Source organism: Alloyangia pacifica (genome assembly GCF_020524285.1).
Classification (GTDB): Bacteria; Pseudomonadota; Alphaproteobacteria; order Rhodobacterales; family Rhodobacteraceae; genus Salipiger; species Salipiger pacificus_B.
On the sequence record NZ_JAIVKX010000009.1, the window covers coordinates 182,171 to 204,192 of the forward strand.

A 22,022-nucleotide genomic window follows, 5' to 3' on the forward strand; every position below is an offset into this window, starting at 1 on the left:
GGTCCGGGCCGCTGGGCCCGGACCACTGACGCCTAGGCTTCGGCCCGCTCCAGCGCTTGCCGGCGCAGCGCGGCAAGGTGGCCGACGACCAGCGCTAGGATCGCCACACCGAGGAAGGCCGCGATCGGGCGCTGGAAGAAGTCGGCAAAGACCTCGACCCGCGCCATGGCCGGGCGGAACTTGGTCTCCATGATCCCGCCCAGCACCAGACCGAGGATGATCGGCACCGGCGGCAGATCCTGCCGCTTGAGGATCAGCCCGATCCAGCCGAAGACCGCCGCGATGATGCAGTCGCTGATCGAGTTGCGCAGGCTGTAGACCCCGACGAAGCTCAGCGTCAGGATCATCACCCCGAGGAACCGCGTCGGGATGCGGATGATTTTCAGAAGCAGGTTCGACGAGACCATCATGAACAGCACCACGATCACATTGAGCAGGATCATCGCGACATAGAGCGCGTAGACGAAATCGATCTGCCCCTGGAAGAGCTGCGGGCCGGGGATCACGTTGTGCACGTAGAACACCGACAGCATCATGGCGGTGAGCGCCTCGCCGGGGATGCCGAGCGCCAAGAGCGGGATCATCGCGGCGGCGGGCACGGCGTTGTTGGCCGCCTCCGAGGCGACCAGCCCCTCTTCGCTGCCATTGCCGAAGGCGTCGGGGGTCTTCGAGGTCTTCTGCGCGTAGGTGTAGCTGAGGAACTGCGCGGTGAACTCGCCGACGCCGGGGATCATCCCCATCAGCACGCCGAAACCGGTGCCCGCCGCGACCAGCCGCTTGTGGCCGAAGGTGCGGCGCATGGCGCGGGCCATGGAGCCCTTGATCGGCTTGGCGTCAGGCGCCTCCTCGGGGCCCGAGAGCAGCAGGAAGGCCTGGCTCAGCGCGAAGAGCCCCAGCACGACGACGATCAAGTCGAAGCCAGAGGCCAGCCAAGGCTGATCGAAGGTGAAACGCTGGGTGTATTTCAGCGGCTCCAGTCCCACGGTGCCGAGGAAAACGCCGAAGCCCGCCAGCATGCCCGCCGCCAGCGCCTGGCCGCGGTGCGCGATGACCACCAGCACGAGGCCAAGCAGGGCAGCGAGGAAGATCTCCTTCGAGCCGAACATCGGCGCGACCTTGGCCAGCACCGGCGAGAGCAGGATCAGCGCGAGGATCGACAGGATGCCGCTGCCGAAGGAGGCGCCATAGGCCAGCCCCAGCGCCTTCAGCGCCTCGCCGCGCCTGGTCATCGGGTGGCCGTCGTAGGTGGTCAGCGCGTTGACCGCCGTGCCGGGCGTGTTGATCAGGATCGCCGGCAGCGCGCCGCCGAACATCGACGAGCCGTAGATGCCGAGTAGCATGACCAGGCCGACCAGCGGCGGCAGGGCAAAGGTGGCGGGCAGCAGGATGGCGATGGCCACAGCCGGGCCGACGCCGGGGATGGCGCCGATGATGACGCCACCCACCGAGCCGATCAGCAGGGCCAGCAGCACGTCGAGATGCATCAGCATGCCGATGCCGGAAAGGAGCATGTCCATGGCGGGGCCTCAGAAACGGGTCATCAGGAAGGAGCGGAAGCCGCCCGGCGGCAGAAGCTCGTAGATCCCGCCCGACGGGATGTTGACGCCGAGCAGGCTGCGGAAGACGAGCACGGTGCCGAGCGCGAAGAGCGTCGCGACGCCCATCCAGCGCAGCGACCGGTAGCCGAGCCGCCAGCTCAGCGCGCAGGTGAAAAGAATGGTCGACAGGAGGTAGCCGGCCCAGGGCACGAGCTCGACGTAGGCGAGGAACCACAGGGCGAATTCCAGCGGGCGGAGCCAGCCCTTGATCTCGTCCCAGGCGCCGCCCGAGGGATGCGCGGCGAGCGCGCGCAGCAGGTGGCCGCCGGAAAAGATCAGCATGGCCAGGATCGCCACCGCGGGCCAGAAGCGAGGCTGCACGAAAACCTTGGTGCGCGACAGCCAGTCGGTCTGGAACGGCAGCAGCAGGAGCAGCAGCAGCGACAGGCCGAAGAACCCCGCCGCGAAGATCACCTCGCCCGGCCCGGCGGCGCGGCGCGGACCGCCGCTGACCTGCCGCAGGCTGATGGTGCGCAGCACGCGCTGAAAGCGCGTGCCGGTGCGCTGGCCCGGGCGTGGAGGAATGTCCACGCCCGGCACCGGTTTGGCGAGCCGGTCACTCATCGAGCAGCTCGGCGATCTTTGCCCGCGCGGCCATGTCGGCCTCGAGCTGCGCCTCGGACTCCGCCGCGTCCTGCCAGTAGATCAGCGCACCGGTGTCGGCGGCGAGCTTCTTGGCGGCCTCCGAGGCCATGACCTTCTCGGCCACGGCGGCGATCTTGTCGCGCGCCTCCTGCGGTACGTCCGATTTCACGAAAAGACCGTTCCACAGCGCGAGGTTCAATTCGGGCACCACCTCGCCGACGGTCGGCGTGTCGGGGGTCAGCGGGATGCGTTCCGACCCGATCGAGGCGAGCACCTTGATGTCATCAAGGCAGGGGAAGACCTGCTGCAGCGTGGTGTTCATCACGTCCACGTCGCCCGAGGCCAGCGTGTTGCAGTCGAGCGCGTCGAAGGCGCTTTCATAGGCGAAGTCGAACCCTTTGGCCTGCGCCACGGCAAAGGTGATCTGCGTCGGCGTCAGCATGGCGCCGAAGTGGCCGAGCGCGACATCATTGTCCTGCGCGTAGGTGGCCAGTTCGTCCAGCGTGGCATAGGGCGCATCTCCGGCGGCGGCGATGACGAAGGGATAGGTCACGAAGATGCCGATCGGGTCGAAGGGGTTCGGCGAAAGCTGCGGGATGCCGATCTCGGGGCCCGAAAGCGGCACGTCCGACACGAAAGAGCCGATGGTGTAGCCATCCGCAGGGGCACCGGCCACCTCGACCGCGCCGGGGAACGGGCCACCGCCGCCACCGGGCTTGTTCACCACCGCGGCGGCGACGCCATATTCGCTCTGGAATTCGTCGGCGATCATCCGGGTCAGGATATCCTCGAGGTCGCCCGGCGGGAAGGGAATGACGAATTCCACCGGCTTTTCCGGGTATTCCGCGAGGGCTGCGACGGGGAGGGCCGCAAGGACGCCGGTGAGGGCGAGAGGGGCAATGCGTGTCATGTCTGTCTCCTGTTGGATCGGTTTCTTGGTTTTCTTCTTCGGGTCGTCTTCAGGCGAAGCCCACGCCCATGCCGGCGGTGGCCAGGGTCATCGGGGCGATCTCGCCCAGCCGGGCGAGGTCACGGGTGAGAACCGCGCGCAGGCTCAGCAGCAGGGCGAAGGCGGCGTAGAGGGCCAGCGCCAGCGCCGCCCCCTGCAGGTAGAGGTCCGGCCCCGGCATCGGCAGGCGGGTGAGACCATGCGCCGACAGCAGCGGAATGGCGCCGCTGGCGCAGAGGGCGCTGCCGTTGAGGACAAAGAGCGCCCCCAGCACGAGGGCCATCACGAGGTTCGACGCCGCCCGGTGCGCGCAGAGCGTTGGGGCTGCGCCGCGGGCCGCGAGCGGCACCAGCGCCAGCAAGGCCCCTGCCCCCAGCACCAGCCCCGGGGTGCCGCCCGCCATGGCAAGCGCCATGGCAGCCAGCGAGGCCAGCGCCGCACCGCGCTGCGCCCGGCTTGCCCCGGCCATGCAGGCCAGGGTGCCGAGCGCCGCGAGGGCCAGCAGGGAGAGGTGCCAGCCGGACATCGCTTACTCCGCCGCGATCTTGTTCGACCGGCAGCACTGCGCGCCGTTCGGGTCCTTGGGCACGTCCAGCGTCGGGTTGCGGTCGAAGAAGTTCTCGGGGCGCAGCTTGAAGCCGGCGTAATCCACCGGCATCACCGGCCAGTCCTCGGTGCGCGGGAAATGGGTCAGGCCGAAGGTGTGCCAGACCACGATGTCCTCGCCATCCACCGAACGGTTCGCCGCGGCGTAGGCCGGCAGCCCCGCACCGCCCGGATGCTGGTTCGGCGTGTAGCCCGCCGCCCACATCTCGTCGCGGTCGAACTGCGTGACCCAGAGCGATTTGGTGGCAAAGCCCGCGCGTTGGGTGATCGAGGCCTCGTCATCCGCCAGCAGCAGCGGCAGCCCCTCGGGGGCCAGCACATAGGCTGTGGGCTCGCCGAGGTAGTTGGTCGCCTCCGCCGAGGAGATGCGCCAGACCCGGCCCAGCTCGTTGCGGGCGACGCGCTGCGCGTCCTCTTCGGTCTCGAGCCGGGTGATCTGCCGGGTGAAGGCATTGCCCACCGGGTTGCCCTTGCCCATCGGCACGCGCTTGACGTCGATCTCGTCCACCTGGTTCTTCAGCCCGTCGATGGCGAAGTCGAGCCGCGCCGAGAACATGTGCTGGTGCTGCGGCGCGCCGAGCTGCGGCGCCAGTTCGGTGGCCCATTCATAGTCGCCCTCGGGGCGGCCCGAGGTGAAGACGATGCCGGTCGCCTTGCACTCCAGCTCGATTTTCCCGTCGAGGTAGAAGTACCAGTAGAAGCCGTAATCGTAGTTGCCGACCGTCACGAAGAAGGACACCACGAGACGGCGCTGGCGGCGCACGTCGGAGCGGCCGGTGAAGATGTCGGTGTGCTTCCAGAGCGTGCCGAAGTCTTCCTCGTGGATGCAGACGGCGTTCTTGATCTCCATCGGGTTGCAGAAGTCATCGACCACGGTGGCGTCGACGTAGTGGATCTCGCCCAGGCAATCGCAGCCCAGCACCAGCGAGTTCGCCAGACGCCCGAACTGGTACTCGCCCGCGTCGAAGTAGTTCTGCCACTCGTGCGTCGGCTGCGGCTCGCCGTAGGGCACCACCATCTCCGACACCGAGGCGCGGTTCAGGATCGAGCGGTCGCGGTCGCCGTCCTTGAAGCGGATGTCGTGCAGGGTCAGCCCCTCGCGGCCGTTGAAGCCGACGCGGACCTTCCAGTTCTCCCAGCTCAGCACGTTGTCCTCCATGGTGAAGGACCCGCCCTGCGGCTGGGTGATGTTGAGCGGCTTCATCGTTTCGCGCTTTTCGATCGCCGGATCGAGGTAGTCGTCGTTCTGCGCGGGCACGGTGGGGAAGCCGGTGTCGACGAAGCGCAGCACCTTCCGCTCGGTGAGGTCGACGTGGCAGACGACGCCCTCGATCGGATGGGCCCAGAGCGCGTGGATCGCCTCGGCGCTCGGCGCCTGGAAGCTGAGCACGCGCAGCATGCGGCGGCCTTCCTCCTCCTCGAAGCCGAAGACGCCGGCCGAGAGCGGACAGCAGAAAACGGTGTCGAGGTCGGTGATGCCACGCTTGGCCAGCGCCTCGACGAAGCGCGGATCGGCCTTGGCGATCTCCTCGGCGGCGACGTAATCCTCGTCGAGCACCGGGCCCCAGCCGTCGACCTTGGGATCGAGGCTGCGCTGGTGAATGATCGTCTTCGCGGGGACGTCGACGATGACCTCGGTCAGCGCCCCGGCGGCAAGGTCGGTGACCAGCACGCCGATCTCGCGCGGGATGGCGGCGCCGGGAGTGAAGGCGGCGAGCGTCTCGCGGGCCGGCTCGCGCAGCATGACATAGGAGTAGCGCATGCTCTCCCCGGCAAATCCGGCGGCCTCCAGAACGGCCTTCAGCGTGGTGATCTCGGTCGCCGTAATCGGGTCCAGCGGGTGCTTGACGGTCTGCGCTGCGGCGGCCTCGGCGGGCGGGGTTTCGGTGATGGTGTCGGTCATCTCGTCCTCTCGGGTGTCGCGGTTGTGCAAGAGGCTGAAGAGACGGACGCGGTGCATCTATTGCGAGATGCGCCATAAATTCGATAATTTGCGCCAAATGGCGCGCAGCACGTCGATTGAAGGAGCCAAAGAGCGCGTTCTGGCACGGCGCGCGCGAAACCTGTTTCCCGGCCGCATCTTTGCTGGGCGATTTGTCGCACCCGATGTGCACAACGCTGGCAGACTGCGAATGGCCGGTTTTCCCCGCGCCCGTCCCGGCGCGGTGAGTCGCCTAGCTGCGGCTGCGCGAGGGGGCCTCTCCGGTCCAGTTCCGCCAGGCACGCCAGAACACCGTCTCGTCGGAATAGCCCAGCGTCGCCGCCACCGACTTCAGCCGGGCACCGGGCCGGGCGAGCTGCTGCTCGGCGATCTGCCGGCGCTCGGCCTGCACCAGGGCGCGCAGCGAGGTGCCCTCCTGCGCGAGGTGGCGCTGCAGGCTGCGCGGCGCCATGCCGAGCGCCCCGGCGACCGAGGGCAGGTCCACCGGCGCCCGCCCGAGGTTGCGGCTGACAATCATCCGCACCCGCTCGGCGACGCTCATCTCCGGATCCTGCGCCCGCACGAGATCGGCGACATGGCGCTCGATCACCGCGATCAGCCCGGCGTCCTCGGTGCGGCGCAAGGTGTCGAGCCCCTCCTCGCCGAAGAGCAGCCGGTTGGCGCTCTGCTCGAAGCGTACCGGCGCACCGAAGAGCCGCTCCAGAAGATCGGGGCGGCGCGAGGGCGCGTGCGAGAAATGCACCTCGGCGGGCGACCAGCCCCGGTCGAAGGACTGGCGCAGAAGCTGGCACAGCGAGGACAGCGAGAACTCGGCGTCCTGCGCCCCCGACGACTTGGCGGCGCCACGGATCTGGTAGCTGATGCTGTGCCAGCCGTTCTCGTCCGGCTCGTGCGAAAAGATCATTTCGGTGGCGCTCTGCAATGCCGCGAGCGCGCCGAGGAAACGCGTCATGCCAAGCCGCAGGGTCGCCGATTGTGCCAGCAGCAGCCCGGTGGGTCCGAGGTCGGCGGGGGTGATCGAGCGACCGAGGCGCGCACCGAGCACCGGGTCATGCGCGGCGCGGGCGGCGGCCTCGAAGAGCCGCAGGTAGGCGGCGAGCGGGATTTCCTCGTAGGGATCGCGCAGCGCGCCGGGGGCCAGGCCCTCGGCCTTCAGGATCGCGCCCAGGTCCTCGCCCCGCGCCTCGAAATGCCGCAGCACCGGCGCGAGCGCGGTGGCGCGCACGAAGGGCCGGTCGTCGGGCGGGCGTCTGGGAAGGGTCATGGCGGCGCGGGTTCGGGACTGAACGGATCAGGAATGGCGGGTTCCGGCACTATCCCACCCCCACTCATGCCGGGCAAGCCAAGCGATGCGCCGTGTTGCAGCCCTGCCCGGCAATCAAGGCGGCCAAACAGTCGGCCATGAACCAAACAGTCGACCATGAAAAAGGCGGCGGGAGCCGAAGCCCCCGCCGCCGCGATGTCACACTGCCCCTTGCCGGGGCGGCGGATGATCAGAAGTGCACCGAACGCGCGGTTCCGGGAACCTCGACCGGCGGTGCGAACTTGGTCAGGTCGATGCCGTCCACCGCGGATTTGTACTCCTCGGCGCTCGGCGTGCGGCCGAGGATGGCCGAGAGCACGACCACCGGTGTCGAGGCGAGCAGCGACTCGCCCTTCTTCTCGGCGCTGTCCTCCACGACGCGGCCCTGGAACAGGCGGGTCGAGGTGGCCAGGACGGTGTCGCCCTTGGCAGCCTTCTCCTGGTTGCCCATGCACAGGTTACAGCCCGGACGCTCGAGGTAGAGGATGTTCTCGTACTCGGTGCGGTTCTGGGTCTTCGGGAAGAGGTCGTCGAACTCGAAGCCCGAGTACTTCTGCAGGATTTCCCAGTCGCCCTCTTCCTTCAACTCGTCGATGATGTTGTAGGTCGGCGCGGCCACCACGAGCGGCGCCTTGAACTCGACCTTGCCCTGAGATTTCTCAAGGTTTTTCAGCATCTGCGCGACGATCTTCATGTCACCCTTGTGGACCATGCACGAGCCGACGAAGCCGAGGTCGACCTTCTTCTCGGCGCCGTAGTAGGACACCGGGCGGATGGTGTCGTGGGTGTAGCGGCGCGACGGGTCGGCGTTGTTGACGTCCGGGTCGGCGATCATCGGCTCGACGATCTGATCGAGGTCGACCACCACTTCGGCGAAGTACTTGGCGTTCGCATCCGGGGTCAGCGCGGGCTTCTCGCCCGAGCGGATCTCGGCGATGCGCTTGTCGGCCTTGGCGATCAGCCCCGCCAGCGTGCCCGCCGCGTTGTCCATGCCCTTGTCGATCATCACCTGGATGCGGTGCTTGGCCAGCTCCAGCGAGCCGATCAGCGTCTCGTCGTTGGAGATGCAGATCGAGGCCTTGGCCTTCATCTCCGCGGTCCAGTCGGTGAAGGTGAAGGCCTGGTCGGCGAGCAGCGTGCCGATGTGCACCTCGATGACGCGGCCCTGGAAGACGTTGTCGCCGTGCTGCGCCAGCATCTGCGCCTGGGTGGCGTGCACCACGTCGCGGAAGTCCATGTGATCGGCCATCTTGCCCTTGAAGGTGACCTTCACGGACTCGGGGATCGGCATGGTCGCCTCGCCGGTCGCCAGCGCCAGCGCCACGGTGCCGGAGTCGGCGCCGAAGGCGACGCCCTTCGACATGCGGGTGTGGCTGTCGCCGCCGATGATGATGTCCCAGTCATCCACGGTGATGTCGTTCAGCACCTTGTGGATCACGTCGGTCATCGCGTGATACTGGTCCTTCGGGTCACGCGCGGTGATCAGGCCGAAGCTGTTCATGAACTTCATCAGGCGCGGGATGTTGGCCTGGGCCTTCTTGTCCCAGACCGAGGCGGTGTGACAGCCGGACTGATAGGCGCCGTCGACGGTCGGCGAGATCACCGTGGCCGCCATCGCCTCGAGCTCCTGGCTGGTCATCAGGCCGGTGGTGTCCTGCGAGCCCACGATGTTGACCTTCACGCGCACATCCGACCCGGCGTGCAGGGTCTTGCCCGGCGTGCTGCCCACGGCGTTGCGGTTGAAGATCTTCTCGACCGCGGTGAGGCCCTGGCCATCGACCGACACCTCTTTCGACGGTGCGTAGACCGGCGCGGGCTCAACGCCCAGCGTCTCGGCGGCAAATGTCTGCAGCTTCTTGCCGAAGACCACGGCGTAGGAGCTGCCGGCCTTCATGAACTCGACCTTCTGCGGGGTGAAGGCGGAGGAGACATCCACCAGTTCTTCGTCGCCGGCCTCGTTGTAGAGCTTCTTTTCCTTGGTGTTGATCGTCAGCACGGTGCCGGTGGCCACCGAGTACTTCTGATCGAGGATCGGGTTGCCCTCGTTGTTGAGGATCGGCTTGCCGTTCTCGTCGAGCTTCTTGACCCAGTTCTTCAGGTCGAGACCGATGCCGCCGGTCACGCCCACGGTGGTCAGGAAGATCGGCGAGATGCCGTTGGTGCCCGCGACGACCGGGGCGATGTTGACGAAGGGCACGTAGGGGCTGGCCTTCTTGCCGGTCCAGAGCGCCACGTTGTTGACGCCCGACATCCGCGACGAGCCGACGCCCATGGTGCCCTTCTCGGCGATCAGCATCACGCGCTTGTCCGGGTGCTGCAGCTTCAGCGCCTCGATTTCCTTCTGTGCCGCTTCCGAGATCATGCACTTGCCGTGCAGTTCGCGGTCCGAGCGCGAGTGCGCCTGGTTGCCCGGCGACAGCAGGTCGGTCGAGATATCGCCCTCGGCCGCGATGTAGGTGACGATCTTGATCTCTTCCTCGACGTCAGGAAGCTTGGTGAAGAACTCGGCCTTCGCGTAGCTTTCCAGCACGTCCTTGGCGACGGCGTTACCGGCCTTGTAGGCGGACTCGAGCCGTTCCATGTCGGCCTCGTAGAGGAACACCTGGGTCTTCAGCACCTCGGCGGCCTGCGCGGCGATCGCCGCGTCATCGCCGAGCGCGAGGTCGAGCAGCACCGCGACCGAGGGGCCGCCCTTCATGTGCGACAGCAGTTCGAAGGCGAAGGCGGGGGTGATTTCCGCAACCACGGCCTCGCCGAGGATGATCTTCTTGAGGAAGTCGGCCTTCACGCCGGCAGCGCTGGTGGTGCCGGGCAGAGTGTTGTAGATGAAGAACTCGAGCGAGTCCTTGCGGTATTCGTTGTCCGTGTCCTCGATCTGCGCGATCAGCTCTGCGACCAGAGCGCCATCGTCGATCGGCTTCGGGTGCAGACCTTCGGCTTTCCGCGTTTCGATTTCGGCCAGGTAATCGGTGTACAAGCTCATGGCGATCCCTACGGTTCAATGTTGGATTAAGCTGGAGCACCGGGCGGCGAGGACGTCCGGCGAACGGCGGTCGGCTTATTGTATGCGGCAGTATACCAGTGGCGGAATGCTGGCAAGGGCGAATAGCAGATCGCCTTGCGACACTGGGGCGGAAGCCTGCTGTCCACCAGTACGAAAGTGCCTCTCAGGGGCGTCCCGCAGCGGCGCGCCCAAGGTATAGGCGTACCTACGTGCCAACGCCCGCCGTCACCTCCCCCGGCGGACGTCCGAGGCTGCGGCGCGCTACTGATCCGACACAGCGCGCCCCTTGGGCCGCCGCCGCTCTGCGCACGCTTGACGGCCAAACCGCCCGCGGCCACAGTCCGCGCAACGATCAGCCTCCGCGCGCTGCGGGCAGCCCCCTCCTCGTGCGCGCCCGGCTGGCCTCATTCACCACGATCCGAAGAACGAAGGACGCCCCCCCATGAAAGGCTATTGGCTGGTGCTCGGCACCGATGTGACCGACCCCGAGGCGCAGGCGGAGTACGGCCGTCTCTGGGCCCCCGTCGCCGCCAGGTACGGCGCGAAAGTGAGACGCGGCGACCACGCACCCGCGCTGCTCGAGGCCGGCGACAAGTCTCGGATCCTGCTGGTGGAATTCGAGAGCCTCGCCAAAGCCAGGGCCTGCTACGACGACCCCGAGTACCAGGCCGCCCGCGCTTTTGCCATGAAGGCGGCGACGCGCGAGCTGGTGATCTTCGAGGGCGATCTGGGCTGAGCGCTCCCCCAAACGCTGCCATCCGCACGCGGCTCCCGGCGACGGGGGCCGCGTGCTTTCGTCTCGGCGCCGCGCCATCGGGCTTGACGCACCATGGGTGAAGCAGTCATTCATATGTGAGCAGACCTTTCACAGAAGAATGAGCGCCAGATGACCGCCAGCCCTCCGACCCAGACCGCAAGCAGCCCGGCAGCCCCCCTGCCCGAGCGCCCGCTCGAGGGGCTCTTGGTGGTCGACCTCAGCCAGTTTCTCTCCGGCCCCTATTGCTCGCTGCGGCTGGCCGATCTGGGCGCGCGGGTGATCAAGATAGAGCGCGCCGGTGCCGGGGACCTGTCGCGGCAGCTCTACCTGTCGGACACGGAAATCGGCGGCGACTCGACGATCTTCCACGCCATCAACCGCGGCAAGGAAAGCCTCGCGCTCGATCTCAAGGATCCGGCCGATCTTGCCGCGCTGAAGCGGCTGGTGGCGCAGGCCGACGTGATGATCCAGAACTTCCGCCCGGGCGTGGCGGACCGCATCGGCGTCGGATGGGAGGAGATGCACGCGCTCAATCCGCGTCTCGTCTACGGCTCGATCTCGGGCTACGGCGACGACGGGCCCTGGGTGAAGTTCCCCGGGCAGGACCTTCTGGCGCAGGCGCGCTCGGGGCTGATGTGGCTCACCGGCGACGCGGCGCAGGGGCCGGTGCCCATGGGGCTCGCCGTGGGCGACATGTTCGCCGGGGTGGCACTGTCGCAGGGCATTCTCGCGGCGCTGGTGCGGCGCGGCATCGACGGCATCGGGCGGCACGTGGAGACCTCGCTGCTCGAGGCGCTGGTCGATCTGCAGTTCGAGGTGCTGACCACCTGGCTCAACGACGGCCGCCGCCTGCCCACCCGCTCGCAGACCAATGGCGCCCACGCCTACCTCGGCGCCCCCTACGGCGTCTATGCCGCCAAGGATGGCTACCTCGCGCTGGCGATGACCCCGCTCGACCGGCTGGCGGCGCTTCTGGAGCTGCCCGAACTGGCCGGGCGCCCGGCCAGCGATGCCTTCAGCGCCCGCGACGCGATCAAGGCCCGGCTCGCCGAGCGCGTGGCCGAGAAGACCGTCGCCGACTGGCTCGCCATCCTGCAGCCCGCCGACATCTGGTGCTCGGAGGTGCTCAACTGGTCCGAGCTGATGCAGGCCGAGGCCTTCACCCGGCTCGACCTGCTGCAGACCGTGACCCGCGACGACGGCGTGTCGATCGACACCACCCGCGCGCCGCTGACCATCGACGGCCGCCGCCCGGCGGGCCGCCGCGCCGCGCCGCGCGTCGGCGAGCATTCGGAGACGATCCGCAAGGAGTTCGGACTATGATCACCCTCAAGGGCATGACCTGGGACCACCCGCGCGGCTACGACCCGCTCGCCGCCCTGTCGCGCGAATGGGAGGCCAAGCACGGCGTCTGGATCACCTGGGACCGGCGCTCGCTGCAGGATTTCGAGAGCTACCCGGTGCTCGATCTGGCCAAGGCCTACGACCTCGTCATCATCGACCACCCGCACGTCGGGCAGATCACCGGCGAAGCCTGCCTGACCCCCCTGCCCGATGCGCCGGAGATCGCCGCCGGGTCGCTCGGGCGTTCCTACGAGAGCTACACCTGGGAGGGTCGCCAATGGGCCTACCCCGTGGATGCCGCGGCGCAGGTTCAGGCGGTGCGGCCGGACCTGACGGCGCCGGTGACCACGTGGGACGAGGTGATGCGGCTCGCCGACGAAGGGCGGGTGCTGATCCCGCTGCGCCCGCCGCACGTGCTGATGAGCTTCTACACGCTCTGCGCCAACCTCGGGCATCCCTGCCAGGTCGATGGCGCCGCGCCCTTCGTCGACCGAGCCGGCGGCCTGCGCGCGCTGGAACTGCTGACGGCGCTCGCGGCGAAGGTCGACCCCGCCTGCTTCCAGATGGACCCGATCGCCGTGTTGGCCGAGATGGCGCAGAGCGATCGCATCGCCTGCGCGCCATTGATCTACGGCTACATCAGCTATTCGCTGCCCGAGGCCACGCCGCACCGCGTCACCTTTCACGACATCCCCGAGGCCGCGCCCGGCGCCGGGCCGAAAGGCAGTGCGCTCGGCGGCACGGGGCTCGCGGTCTCGGCCTTCTGCCAGCACCCGGACGCAGCCATCGCCTTTGCCCGCCATGCGGCGGGCCCCGAGGCGCAGGCCGGGCTCTGGGCCTCGACGGGCGGTCAGGCCGGGCACCGCGATGCCTGGGTATCGCCGCAGGTGGATGCGGGCGCGGGCGGCTTCTACTCGGGCACCCTCGCGACGCTGGATACCGCCTGGATGCGCCCCCGCCACGACGGCTACATGCCGTTCCAGCAGGAGGCGTCGGAGCGGATCAACGCGGCGCTGAAGGACGGGGCGTTCGAGGCCGCCCTGGACGACCTCGACCGGATGTTCGCCGCGACCTTCTGAGGCTCAGAGCTTCCAGATGCGCGCCGCGTTCCCCGCATAAAGCGCGGCGCGCTCATCTGCGCTCCAGCCGGCAAAGATCGCGCGGGTGGCGGCGACCCAGGTGGAGAGCCCGCCGCCCAGCGTGTTCACCGGCCAGTCGCCGCCCCAGCAGATGCGCTCGGGGCCGAAGGTCTCGGCGGTGTAGGTGACCCAGCGGGTCAGCTCATCCAGCGACCAGCCCGCCCCGCCATAGGCGACCACGCCGGAGATCTTGGCCGACACGTTCGGGCGCTTGGCGATCTCGGCAAGGTCGCGCGCCCAGATGTCCCATTGTCCGCCCTCGATATCCGGCACGCCGCAGTGGTCGAGCACGAAGCGGGTGTCGGGCGCGGAATCGACCAGGTCGATGGCCAGGGGCAACTGCCGGGCGAGCACGCAGAGGTCGAAGGGCAGATCGGGCCCGGCGAGCAGGCGGATGTTCTGCCGGAAGAGCGCCCCCTGCGAGACCGCGTCGGGCACCACGTGCAGCACGCGGCGGAATCCGACGACGAGATCGCGCGCGGCGGAGCGTTCAAGGAAGGCTGGGAAATCACCAGACTCCGGACGGCAGGCGGCAATCGCGCCGCGGATCGGGAAGGTTCCGCTGGCGGCCAGTTCCTCGACCCAGGTGGTCTCGTCCTCGATGCGCGCATCGGCGACGTCCACTTCCATGTGGATCGCCCCGCCGATGCCGATGCGGCGGGCCTCCTCGGCGTAGGTCTCCAGCAGCCAGTCCCGGTCCAGCAGCGGCGCGCCGGACAGCCACGGGTAGTCGAGCCGCCTGCGGTCGACGAGGTGAAGGTGGCTGTCCAGAATCGCGGGCTCTTGCATGTGCTCCTCCCTGAGCGAAGTATTCACTCAAGAATGGATCATTCAGATGCGAATGTCTCCCCCTCCGCGCCATATCCGGCAAATCGCGACAGCTCGGCCGTGGTCTCGACCAGCGCCGCCGTCGCGTCCTCGGGGCTGGGCGCGGATTCGCTGTCGACCAGCGGCAGGTAGGGAATGGTGACCGCGGCGATGGCCTCGCCGCTCGGCGCCAGGACCGGAGCCGAGAGGTTGGTCACGCCGACCGTCTGCGCCGAGGGCTTCACCTCGTAGCCACGGTCGCGGATGACCTCGAAGCGGGCCTCCAACTCGGCGGGGATCGCGCGCGCCGGCGCGCCGGTATCGCTGTTCTCGGCCACCATCGCGAGACGCCGCTCCGGGCTGGAGAAGGCCAGCAGCACGTTGCCCGAGCCGGTGTCGAAGAGGTTGATGTGGCTCCCGACGCGGATCGAGATGCCCCAGTAGCCCGGTGCCTCCTGCTGGGCGATGACCACGGCGTTGCCGCGGTCGAAGACGACAAGCTGGTTCGCCTGCCGGGTGCGCTCGGCCAGGTCGCGCAGCAGCGGTGTCGCCAGCGAGGCAAGCCGACGCGTCGGCGCGTGGAACTGCGCCATGCCGAACATTTTCAGCGTCAGCGCGTAGCGGTCACCCTCGACGCGGGCGACATAGCCACGGCGGGCGAGGCGCTCGAGCATCCGGTAGAACTCGTTGGGGGAACGGCCGAGCGCCTTGGCGATCTCGGCCTGGGTGAGCCCGCCCTCGATCCCGGCAAGCAACTCGAGAATGTCGAGCCCCTTGTCGAGCGCCGGCGCGCGGTAGCGGTCAGTGGTGTCGGTCATGCTGCTCTCTGTGAATTACGTCATTCATATAAGAATACGTTCTGCGCATCCAGCGGATTTCCTTGACAGGCGCCTCACATTGTATTTGCATATAAATAGATTATCCATAAGTGAGGGGATACCTCTCGCGGATTTTCAGGGAGGAGAACCATGAAATATCTGACAACCGCTTCGGCGGCGGTGCTGGCCTTGGCAACCGCCGCCTCCGCGCAGGATCTGCCGGGCAGCTTCGAGGGCGTGACCATCGAGGCGAAACTCATCGGCGGGCAGCAATACGAGCCGCTCTACGCACGGATCGCCGAATGGGAGGCCGCGACCGGTGCCAAGGTCGAGGTGATCTCGAAGAAGAACCACTTCGAGCTCGACCGCGAGATCAAGTCCGACATCGCCACCGGCCAGCTCGGCTGGTGCGTCGGCTCGAACCACTCGTCCTTTGCGCCGCAGTACCCGGGGATCTACGTCGACCTCCGCGAGTATCTGCCGGAAGAGGCGCTCGCCGACTTCGTGCCGGGCAACATCCAGTCGGCGACGCTGGACGGCAAGCTGGTGATGCTGCCCCGCGCGCAGTTCGACGTCTCGGCGCTCTACTACCAGAAGGACCTCTACGAGACCGCCGATGCCGCCGCCTTCGAGGCGGAATACGGCTACCCGCTCGCGGTGCCCGAAACCTGGGACCAGGTCGCGGATCAGGCGAAGTTCTTCGCCGATGCGCCGAACTTCTACGGCACCCAATACGCCGGCAAGGAAGAGGCCATCGCCGGGCGCTTCTACGAGATCCTCGTGGCCGACGGCGGCGAATTCCTCGACGCCGACGGGCGTCCCGCCTTCAACTCGGAAGCAGGCGTCGAGGCGCTGAACTGGTTCGTCGATCTCTACCAGGCGCAGGCCGTGCCCGCGGGCGTGCCGAACTACCTCTGGGACGATCTCGGCCAGGGCTTCGCCTCGGGCACGGTGGCGCTGAACCTCGACTGGCCGGGCTGGGCCGGGTTCTTCAACGACCCCGAAGCCTCGAAGGTCGCGGGCAACGTCGGCGTCGCGCCGCCGCCCAAGGGATCCGCGGACATCCGTTCGGGCTGGTCGGGCTTCCACGGGTTCTCGGTCACGCAGGACTGCGAGACCCCCGAGGCCGCCGCCTCGCTGGTCTGGTTCCTGACCAACGAAGACAGCCAGAAGCTGGAGAGCGCCGCGGGCCCGCTGCCTTCGCGCCAGTCGGTCTGGGATCACGTAATCGCCGAGGCCGAGGGGGACGCCTATCGCACCGAGGTGCTGAAGGCCTTCCAGGTGGCCGCCGAGACCGCCTTCCCCGTACCGCAGACGCCGAGCTGGATCGAGATCACCAACGTGCTCTACCCGGAACTGCAGGCCGCCATCCTCGGGGACAAGACCCCGCAGGAGGCGCTCGACACGGCCGCCGAAGAGGCGACCTACATCCTCGAGGACGCCGGCGAGCTCTGAGCCGCGCCGCTTCGCGGGCCGCCCTTGCGCGGCCCGCCTCCCCTGACAGGAGACAAAGATGAAGGCCTCGCGCCTCCCCCCGCATATCATGCTGCTGTTGCCTGCGGTGATCGTGCTCGCCGCCGTGGTGGTGCTGCCGCTGCTGCTGTCGCTCTGGTCGAGCTTCACGCCGTTTCGTCTGACCCGGCCGGAGTCGGTCTACCAGTTCATCGGCATCCGCAACTACCAGCGCATCTTCGGCGACATGGATTTCTGGATCGCCTTCGGCCGCACCGTGCTGCTGCTGACGGTGGCGCTGAATCTCGAGATGCTGATCGGCCTCGGCCTCGCGCTGCTGGTCGACCGGCAGACCCGCGGCCAGCGGCTGCTGCGCACCATCCTGATGTTCCCGATGATGTTCTCGCCGATCCTCGTCGGCTTCCAGTTCAAGTTCATGTTCAACGACAACGTCGGGCTGGTGAACAACGCCCTGCAGTCGCTGGGCCTCACCGATAAGGCGATCCCCTGGCTGATCGACGGCAAGCTCGCCTTCCTCGCCATCGCCGCTGCCGAGATCTGGTCCTCCACTGCGGTCTTCGCGATCTTCATCCTGGCGGGTCTCATGGCGATGCCGCGCGATCCGCAGGAGGCGGCCCGGGTCGACGGCTGCACGCCGTGGCAGACCTTCCGCTATGTCACATGGCCCTTCCTGATGCCCTTCGCCTTCATCGCGATGACCATCCGCAGCCTCGACGTGGCGCGGGCCTATGACATCATCAAGATCATGACCGACGGCGGCCCCGCCGGCCGGACCGAGGTGCTTTGGACGCTGATCGCCCGCACCGCCTATTCCGACGCCCGCATGGGGATGGCCAATGCCATGGCCTATGTCGCGATCCTGCTGTCGGTGGCCTTCACGGCGTATTTCTTCTCACAGCTCGGCAAGGCCCGGGCGCAGGTCGCGGGGGATTGGTGATGGACGCGAATGCCTCCGCACGTCTGAAGAAACGCGGCTCGGCCTGGGCGCTCAACATCGCGCTCTTCATCTCGATGCTGATCATCTGCCTTCCGGGCCTGTGGATCGTGCTCAACTCGCTGCGGCCCACGGTCGAGATCATGGCCAAGCCGCCGGTCTGGATCCCGCGCGAGCTGTCGTTCGATGCCTATGTCGACATGTTCTCGGGCGTCGGACAGGGCGGCATCCCGGTGGTCGCGTATTTCCGCAACTCGGTGATCATCGCCGTCACCTCGACGATCATCTCGCTGGCGATCGGCATGTCCGGCGGCTACGCCTTCGCGCGCTACCGCTTCAAGGGCAAGTCGGCGTGGTTCCTCGGCCTCATGCTGACCCGCACGGTGCCGGGCATTGCGCTGTCGCTGCCGCTGTTCTTCCTCTACGCCAAGGTCGGGCTGATCGACACCCACGCAGGGATGATCATCGCCTACACGGCGCTCAACGTGCCCTTCAGCATCTGGCTGATCGACGGCTTCTTCCGGCAGGTCCCGCGCGATCTGGCCGAGGCGGCGCAGATCGACGGCTGCACCCGCTGGCAGGCCTTCTGGCAGGTCGAGTTCCCGCTCGCCCGCCCCGGCATCGCCAGCGCCGGCATCTTCGCCTTCCTCACCTCGTGGAACGAGTTCGCGCTGGCCAGCCAGCTCACCCGCTCCACCGACAGCAAGACCCTTCCGGTGGGCCTGCTGGATTACACCGCCGAGTTCACCATCGACTGGCGCGGCATGTGCGCGCTGGCCGTGGTGATGATCATCCCGGCGCTTCTTCTGACTTACGCGGTGCAGAAGCACCTCGTCTCGGGCCTGACCTCGGGCGCGATCAAGGGATAAGACATGGCAACGCTCACCCTATCCACACTCGACAAGAAATACGGCGGCTTCCACGCGGTGAAGGGCATCGACCTCGAGGTCGCCGACGGCGAGTTCGTCGCGCTGGTCGGCCCCTCGGGCTGCGGCAAGTCCACAACGCTGCGGATGATCGCCGGGCTCGAGGACATCTCGGGCGGCGAGCTGCGCATCGGCGAGCGGGTGGTCAACGACCTGCCGCCGCGCGACCGCAACATCTCGATGGTGTTCCAGAGCTACGCGCTCTACCCGCATATGACGGTGGCCGAGAACATGGGCTTCTCGCTGAAGATCGCCGGACGCGATGCCGCCACCATCGACACCGCCGTGAAGGAGGCCGCGCGTATCCTCGACATCGAGCTGCTGCTGGAGCGCCGCCCCGCGCAGCTTTCAGGCGGGCAGCGCCAGCGCGTCGCCATGGGGCGTGCCATCGTGCGCGACCCGGACGTGTTCCTGTTCGACGAGCCGCTGTCGAACCTTGACGCCAAGCTGCGCGGCCAGATGCGCACCGAGATCAAGCAGTTGCACGCGCGGCTCGGTTCCACGGTGGTCTATGTCACCCACGACCAGATCGAGGCGATGACCCTCGCGGACCGCATCGTCATCATGCGCGGCGGGGTGATCGAACAGGTCGGAACGCCCGACGAGGTGTTCAACCGCCCCGCCTCGCGCTTTGTTGCCAGCTTCATCGGCTCGCCGCCGATGAACATGGCCGAGGCCACGGTCACGCGGGGCGCGCTGCATTTCGATGACGGCACCGAAGTGCCGGTGCCGCCCACCTTCACCGTCGCCGAGGGGCGGCGCGTGGTGCTTGGTCTGCGTCCGGACGACGTCTATCCCGAGGGGCACGGCATCCACAGCGAAAGCGGCCACGCCGTCGACAGCCGCGAGCTGCCGGTAAAACTGTCCGAGCCGCTGGGCAACGAGACGCTGCTCTTCACCGAGTTCGGCGGAGAGAACTGGACCGCGCGGATGCTGAACCCCCGCGTCGTCAAGCGCGGCGAGGTGCTGCGTTTCCACCTCGACCTGTCGCGCGCGCATCTCTTCGACGCCGAGACCGGGCTCACCCTGCGCGGCTGAGGAGGCACCATGGAGACGCTCAAACAGGACTGGACCCCGCCGGCCACCCGACGCCCGATCGTCATCTTCGGCGCGGGCTCGATCGTGCGCGATGCCCACCTGCCCGCCTGGGCCGCGGGCGGCTACCAGGTGGCGGGCATCACCGACCCCGACCACGCCAAGGCCGAGGCGCTGGCCGCCGAGCACGGAACGCGGGCGCTGACCGCCCGCGAGGCGCTGGCGGTGCCGGATGCGGTTTTCGACCTCGCCACCCCGCCCGACGCCCATGCGGGGATACTCGAACGGCTGCCCGAGGGCGCGCCGGTGCTGATCCAGAAGCCCATGGGCAGCACGCTCGAAGGCGCGAGCGAGATCCTCAGGATCTGCCGCGACCGCGCGCTACTGGCGGCGATGAACTTCCAACTGCGCTTTGCCCCCATGGCGGTGGCGCTGAAGGACGCCATCGACAAGGGCCTGCTGGGTCAGGTGGTCGACATCGAGATGCACGGGGTGCTCGCCACGCCGTGGGGCCTCTGGACCTTTCTCGAAGGGCTGCCCCGGATCGAGATCGCCATGCACTCGATCCATTACCTCGACCTGATCCGCCACCTCGTCGGCGACCCCAGGGGCGTCTCTGCCCGCACCCTCGGCCACCCGAGCCATGCCGTCGCCCAGACCCGCACCGCCGCGATCCTCGACTACGGACCCGAGCTGCGCTGCCTGCTCTCGGTCAACCACGACTGGGATTTCGGCCGCCCGCACCAGGCCTGCGAGCTGCGCGTCGCGGGCACGAAGGGCGCAGCTTTCATGAAACTGGGCGTGAACCTCGACTACCCCAAGGGCGAGCCCGACGTGCTGGAGATCAACGACGGCGGCGGCTGGCAAGCGATCCCGCTCACCGGCTCGTGGTTCACCGAGAGCTTCACCGCCCGCATGCACAACCTTCAGCGCGCCGCCGCGGGCGAGGAGGCGCTGATCGCCCCCGTCGCCGATGGCTGGCGCACCATGGCGCTGGTCGAGGCCTGCTACGCCGCCTCTGCCGCGCCGCTGACCCCCATTCAGGAGACCCCGTGATGGAACGCCCCCGCTACCTTGAAGAGATCGAGATCGGCGAGGTCCGCGAGACCTACGGCCGCACGATCACCGAGACCGATTTCGTCGTCCACGCCGGGCACACCGGCGACTTCTTCCCGCACCACATGGACGCCGAGTTCATGGCCAAGTCCGAGTTCGGCGGCCGCATCGCCCATGGCACGATGATCTTCGCCATCGGCGTCGGGCTGACCGCGACCGAGATCAATCCGCTGGCCTTCTCCTACGGCTACGACCGGCTGCGCTTTGTCCGGCCCGTCTTCATCGGCGACACCATCCGCACCCGCATCACCGCCGCCCGCAAGGAAGACGACCCCAAGCGTCCGCAGTCCGGCAAGCTCTTCGAGACGGTGCAGGTGCTGAACCAGCGAGACGAGGTGGTGCTGGCCTGCGAGCACATCTACGTGGTGCAGAAGAAGGAGGTCGCCGCGGCATGACACGGATCACCGGCCTGCGCACATGGGATCTGCGCTTCCCCTCGGAGGGTGGTCTCGACGGCTCCGACGCGATGAACCCCGACCCGGTCTATTCGGCCGCCTACGTGACTCTGGAGACCGACGGCGGGCACGAGGGCCACGGGCTGACCTTCACCATCGGGCGCGGCAACGAGCTTTGCGTCGCCGCCATCGAGGCGCTGAAGGGACAGGTGATCGGCCGCGACACCGACGACATCCGCGCCAACCCCGGCGCCTTCTGGCGCGAAATCACCGGCGACAGCCAGCTGCGCTGGGTCGGGCCGGAAAAAGGCGTCATCCACCTCGCGACCGGCGCACTGGTCAACGCGGTCTGGGATCTCATGGCGCGCGAGGCCGGGCTGCCGGTCTGGCGTTTCGTCTCCGAGATGAGCCCCGAGGAGCTCGCCCGCATTCCCGACTACCGCTACATGACCGATTTCCTCGACCCGGCACAGGCGCTGGAGCTTCTGCAGGAGGCCGCACGCGGCAAGCCCGCCCGCATCGCCACGCTGCTCGAGGAGGGCTATCCCTGCTACACCACCTCGGCGGGCTGGCTGGGCTATCCCGACGACAAGCTGCGGCGGCTCTGCCGCGAGGCCGGGGCGCAGGGCTTCACCCATGTGAAGATGAAGGTGGGCCGCGATCTGCAGGATGACATCCGCCGCCTGACCATCTTCCGCGAGGAGCTGGGCCCGGACGTCACGCTGATGATCGACGCCAACCAGGTCTGGGAGGTGCCGCAGGCCATCGACTGGGTGAACCGCCTGTCCTTTGCCAAGCCGTGGTTCATCGAGGAACCGACGAGCCCCGATGACATCCTCGGGCACAGGGCGATCCGCGAGGGCGTCGCCCCGGTCAAGGTGGCGACCGGCGAGATGTGCCAGAACCGGGTGATGTTCAAGCAGTTCATCGCTTCGGGCGCGATCGACGTGGTGCAGATCGACGCCTGTCGGCTCGGCGGGCTCAACGAGGTCTTTGCCGTGCAGCTGATGGCCGCCAAGGCCGGGCTGCCGGTCTGGCCGCACGCGGGCGGGGTCGGCCTGTGCGAATACGTGCAGCACCTGAGCATGATCGACTACGTGGCGGTCTGCGGCGCGAAGGACGACCGCCGCACCGAATACGTCGACCACCTGCACGAGCATTTCACCGATCCCTGCGTGCTGCGCGGCGGCGCCTATATGGCGCCCTCCGCCCCCGGCTTCTCGATCGAGATCAAGGACGCCACACGCCGCGCTTTTGCGGTGGACTGAAGAAGGCTGATCCGGGCGCAGGC

19 protein-coding genes are annotated in these 22,022 nt (G+C 67.9%); 10 read left to right on the forward strand and 9 right to left on the reverse strand.

The window, feature by feature from the left end; all coding sequences use genetic code 11:
* Nucleotides 1-32: 32 nt before the first annotated feature.
* The 7 genes from LC039_RS14130 to LC039_RS14160 form a co-directional block, all read right to left on the reverse strand.
* A complete protein-coding gene (locus LC039_RS14130) occupies nt 33-1,517 on the reverse strand; it encodes a tripartite tricarboxylate transporter permease (protein ID WP_226625276.1) in 1,485 nt (494 codons plus the stop codon).
* A gap of 9 nt (nt 1,518-1,526) precedes the next feature.
* On the reverse strand, nt 1,527-2,162 hold the full coding sequence (locus LC039_RS14135) for a tripartite tricarboxylate transporter TctB family protein (RefSeq protein ID WP_226625277.1): 636 nt from the start codon (nt 2,160-2,162) through the stop codon (nt 1,527-1,529).
* Complete coding sequence (locus tag LC039_RS14140) at nt 2,155-3,093, reverse strand: tripartite tricarboxylate transporter substrate binding protein (RefSeq protein ID WP_226625280.1); 939 nt, start codon at nt 3,091-3,093, stop codon at nt 2,155-2,157. The genes LC039_RS14135 and LC039_RS14140 overlap by 8 nt, the downstream gene beginning before the upstream one ends.
* A 49-nt stretch (nt 3,094-3,142) precedes the next feature.
* The gene (locus LC039_RS14145; RefSeq protein WP_226625282.1) at nt 3,143-3,658 is read right to left on the reverse strand and encodes a hypothetical protein; all 516 of its coding nucleotides are present in this window, start codon (nt 3,656-3,658) and stop codon (nt 3,143-3,145) included.
* A gap of 3 nt (nt 3,659-3,661) precedes the next feature.
* Nucleotides 3,662-5,698: a primary-amine oxidase gene (locus tag LC039_RS14150; RefSeq protein ID WP_226625283.1), complete on the reverse strand. Its 2,037-nt coding sequence runs from the start codon at nt 5,696-5,698 to the stop codon at nt 3,662-3,664.
* Nucleotides 5,699-5,912: 214 nt separating this feature from the next.
* Nucleotides 5,913-6,944: an AraC family transcriptional regulator gene (locus tag LC039_RS14155; RefSeq protein WP_226625285.1), complete on the reverse strand. Its 1,032-nt coding sequence runs from the start codon at nt 6,942-6,944 to the stop codon at nt 5,913-5,915.
* Nucleotides 6,945-7,173: 229 nt separating this feature from the next.
* Nucleotides 7,174-9,966 (reverse strand): bifunctional aconitate hydratase 2/2-methylisocitrate dehydratase, encoded by a 2,793-nt coding sequence (locus LC039_RS14160; protein ID WP_226625287.1) that lies wholly within the window; start codon nt 9,964-9,966, stop codon nt 7,174-7,176.
* Nucleotides 9,967-10,429: 463 nt separating this feature from the next.
* Here LC039_RS14160 and LC039_RS14165 point away from each other — a divergent pair, with 463 nt between their 5' ends.
* From LC039_RS14165 to LC039_RS14175, 3 genes are all read left to right on the forward strand, one after another.
* Nucleotides 10,430-10,723, forward strand: a complete 294-nt coding sequence (locus tag LC039_RS14165; RefSeq protein ID WP_226625288.1) for a DUF1330 domain-containing protein — start codon at nt 10,430-10,432, stop codon at nt 10,721-10,723.
* Between the two features lie 150 nt (nt 10,724-10,873).
* Nucleotides 10,874-12,067: a CaiB/BaiF CoA transferase family protein gene (locus LC039_RS14170; RefSeq protein ID WP_226625290.1), complete on the forward strand. Its 1,194-nt coding sequence runs from the start codon at nt 10,874-10,876 to the stop codon at nt 12,065-12,067.
* On the forward strand, nt 12,064-13,167 hold the full coding sequence (locus tag LC039_RS14175; protein ID WP_226625291.1) for an extracellular solute-binding protein: 1,104 nt from the start codon (nt 12,064-12,066) through the stop codon (nt 13,165-13,167). Before LC039_RS14170 ends, LC039_RS14175 begins: the two co-directional genes overlap by 4 nt.
* Nucleotides 13,168-13,170: 3 nt before the next feature.
* Here the strand turns inward: LC039_RS14175 and LC039_RS14180 are convergent, their stop codons facing one another.
* Together LC039_RS14180 and LC039_RS14185 are read right to left on the reverse strand one after the other, a co-directional pair.
* Nucleotides 13,171-14,016 carry an amidohydrolase family protein gene (locus tag LC039_RS14180; RefSeq protein WP_226625293.1) on the reverse strand — a complete coding sequence of 282 codons (846 nt, stop codon included), beginning with the start codon at nt 14,014-14,016 and terminating at the stop codon, nt 13,171-13,173.
* Nucleotides 14,017-14,054: 38 nt separating this feature from the next.
* A complete protein-coding gene (locus tag LC039_RS14185; protein ID WP_226625294.1) occupies nt 14,055-14,852 on the reverse strand; it encodes an IclR family transcriptional regulator in 798 nt (265 codons plus the stop codon).
* A gap of 150 nt (nt 14,853-15,002) precedes the next feature.
* On the opposite strand from LC039_RS14185, the gene LC039_RS14190 reads away from it, so the two are divergent.
* From LC039_RS14190 to LC039_RS14220, 7 genes are read left to right on the forward strand one after another with little or no spacing between them, the layout of a single operon-like run.
* The gene (locus tag LC039_RS14190; protein ID WP_226625296.1) at nt 15,003-16,307 is read left to right on the forward strand and encodes an ABC transporter substrate-binding protein; all 1,305 of its coding nucleotides are present in this window, start codon (nt 15,003-15,005) and stop codon (nt 16,305-16,307) included.
* 58 nt (nt 16,308-16,365) lie between these two features.
* Nucleotides 16,366-17,262 (forward strand): carbohydrate ABC transporter permease, encoded by an 897-nt coding sequence (locus tag LC039_RS14195; RefSeq protein ID WP_226625298.1) that lies wholly within the window; start codon nt 16,366-16,368, stop codon nt 17,260-17,262.
* Complete coding sequence (locus tag LC039_RS14200) at nt 17,262-18,128, forward strand: carbohydrate ABC transporter permease (protein ID WP_226625299.1); 867 nt, start codon at nt 17,262-17,264, stop codon at nt 18,126-18,128. The genes LC039_RS14195 and LC039_RS14200 overlap by 1 nt, the downstream gene beginning before the upstream one ends.
* Nucleotides 18,129-18,131: 3 nt before the next feature.
* Nucleotides 18,132-19,223, forward strand: a complete 1,092-nt coding sequence (locus LC039_RS14205; protein WP_226625306.1) for an ABC transporter ATP-binding protein — start codon at nt 18,132-18,134, stop codon at nt 19,221-19,223.
* A 9-nt stretch (nt 19,224-19,232) separates the two neighbouring features.
* The gene (locus tag LC039_RS14210) at nt 19,233-20,276 is read left to right on the forward strand and encodes a Gfo/Idh/MocA family protein (RefSeq protein ID WP_226625312.1); all 1,044 of its coding nucleotides are present in this window, start codon (nt 19,233-19,235) and stop codon (nt 20,274-20,276) included.
* The gene (locus LC039_RS14215; protein WP_226625314.1) at nt 20,276-20,731 is read left to right on the forward strand and encodes a MaoC/PaaZ C-terminal domain-containing protein; all 456 of its coding nucleotides are present in this window, start codon (nt 20,276-20,278) and stop codon (nt 20,729-20,731) included. Before LC039_RS14210 ends, LC039_RS14215 begins: the two co-directional genes overlap by 1 nt.
* Complete coding sequence (locus LC039_RS14220) at nt 20,728-21,999, forward strand: L-fuconate dehydratase (protein WP_226625317.1); 1,272 nt, start codon at nt 20,728-20,730, stop codon at nt 21,997-21,999. The genes LC039_RS14215 and LC039_RS14220 overlap by 4 nt, the downstream gene beginning before the upstream one ends.
* The last annotated feature ends 23 nt before the right edge of the window (nt 22,000-22,022 follow it).

What these genes read in the sequence shown, in the direction of transcription:
- LC039_RS14130 (WP_226625276.1), bottom strand. Translation starts at nt 1,517, where the DNA reads ATGGACATGCTCCTTTCCGGCATCGGCATGCTGATGCATCTCGACGTG.
- LC039_RS14135 (WP_226625277.1), bottom strand. Translation starts at nt 2,162, where the DNA reads ATGAGTGACCGGCTCGCCAAACCGGTGCCGGGCGTGGACATTCCTCCA.
- LC039_RS14140 (WP_226625280.1), bottom strand. Translation starts at nt 3,093, where the DNA reads ATGACACGCATTGCCCCTCTCGCCCTCACCGGCGTCCTTGCGGCCCTC.
- LC039_RS14145 (WP_226625282.1), bottom strand. Translation starts at nt 3,658, where the DNA reads ATGTCCGGCTGGCACCTCTCCCTGCTGGCCCTCGCGGCGCTCGGCACC.
- LC039_RS14150 (WP_226625283.1), bottom strand. Translation starts at nt 5,698, where the DNA reads ATGCACCGCGTCCGTCTCTTCAGCCTCTTGCACAACCGCGACACCCGA.
- LC039_RS14155 (WP_226625285.1), bottom strand. Translation starts at nt 6,944, where the DNA reads ATGACCCTTCCCAGACGCCCGCCCGACGACCGGCCCTTCGTGCGCGCC.
- LC039_RS14160 (WP_226625287.1), bottom strand. Translation starts at nt 9,966, where the DNA reads ATGAGCTTGTACACCGATTACCTGGCCGAAATCGAAACGCGGAAAGCC.
- LC039_RS14165 (WP_226625288.1), top strand. Translation starts at nt 10,430, where the DNA reads ATGAAAGGCTATTGGCTGGTGCTCGGCACCGATGTGACCGACCCCGAG.
- LC039_RS14170 (WP_226625290.1), top strand. Translation starts at nt 10,874, where the DNA reads ATGACCGCCAGCCCTCCGACCCAGACCGCAAGCAGCCCGGCAGCCCCC.
- LC039_RS14175 (WP_226625291.1), top strand. Translation starts at nt 12,064, where the DNA reads ATGATCACCCTCAAGGGCATGACCTGGGACCACCCGCGCGGCTACGAC.
- LC039_RS14180 (WP_226625293.1), bottom strand. Translation starts at nt 14,016, where the DNA reads ATGCAAGAGCCCGCGATTCTGGACAGCCACCTTCACCTCGTCGACCGC.
- LC039_RS14185 (WP_226625294.1), bottom strand. Translation starts at nt 14,852, where the DNA reads ATGACCGACACCACTGACCGCTACCGCGCGCCGGCGCTCGACAAGGGG.
- LC039_RS14190 (WP_226625296.1), top strand. Translation starts at nt 15,003, where the DNA reads ATGAAATATCTGACAACCGCTTCGGCGGCGGTGCTGGCCTTGGCAACC.
- LC039_RS14195 (WP_226625298.1), top strand. Translation starts at nt 16,366, where the DNA reads ATGAAGGCCTCGCGCCTCCCCCCGCATATCATGCTGCTGTTGCCTGCG.
- LC039_RS14200 (WP_226625299.1), top strand. Translation starts at nt 17,262, where the DNA reads ATGGACGCGAATGCCTCCGCACGTCTGAAGAAACGCGGCTCGGCCTGG.
- LC039_RS14205 (WP_226625306.1), top strand. Translation starts at nt 18,132, where the DNA reads ATGGCAACGCTCACCCTATCCACACTCGACAAGAAATACGGCGGCTTC.
- LC039_RS14210 (WP_226625312.1), top strand. Translation starts at nt 19,233, where the DNA reads ATGGAGACGCTCAAACAGGACTGGACCCCGCCGGCCACCCGACGCCCG.
- LC039_RS14215 (WP_226625314.1), top strand. Translation starts at nt 20,276, where the DNA reads ATGGAACGCCCCCGCTACCTTGAAGAGATCGAGATCGGCGAGGTCCGC.
- LC039_RS14220 (WP_226625317.1), top strand. Translation starts at nt 20,728, where the DNA reads ATGACACGGATCACCGGCCTGCGCACATGGGATCTGCGCTTCCCCTCG.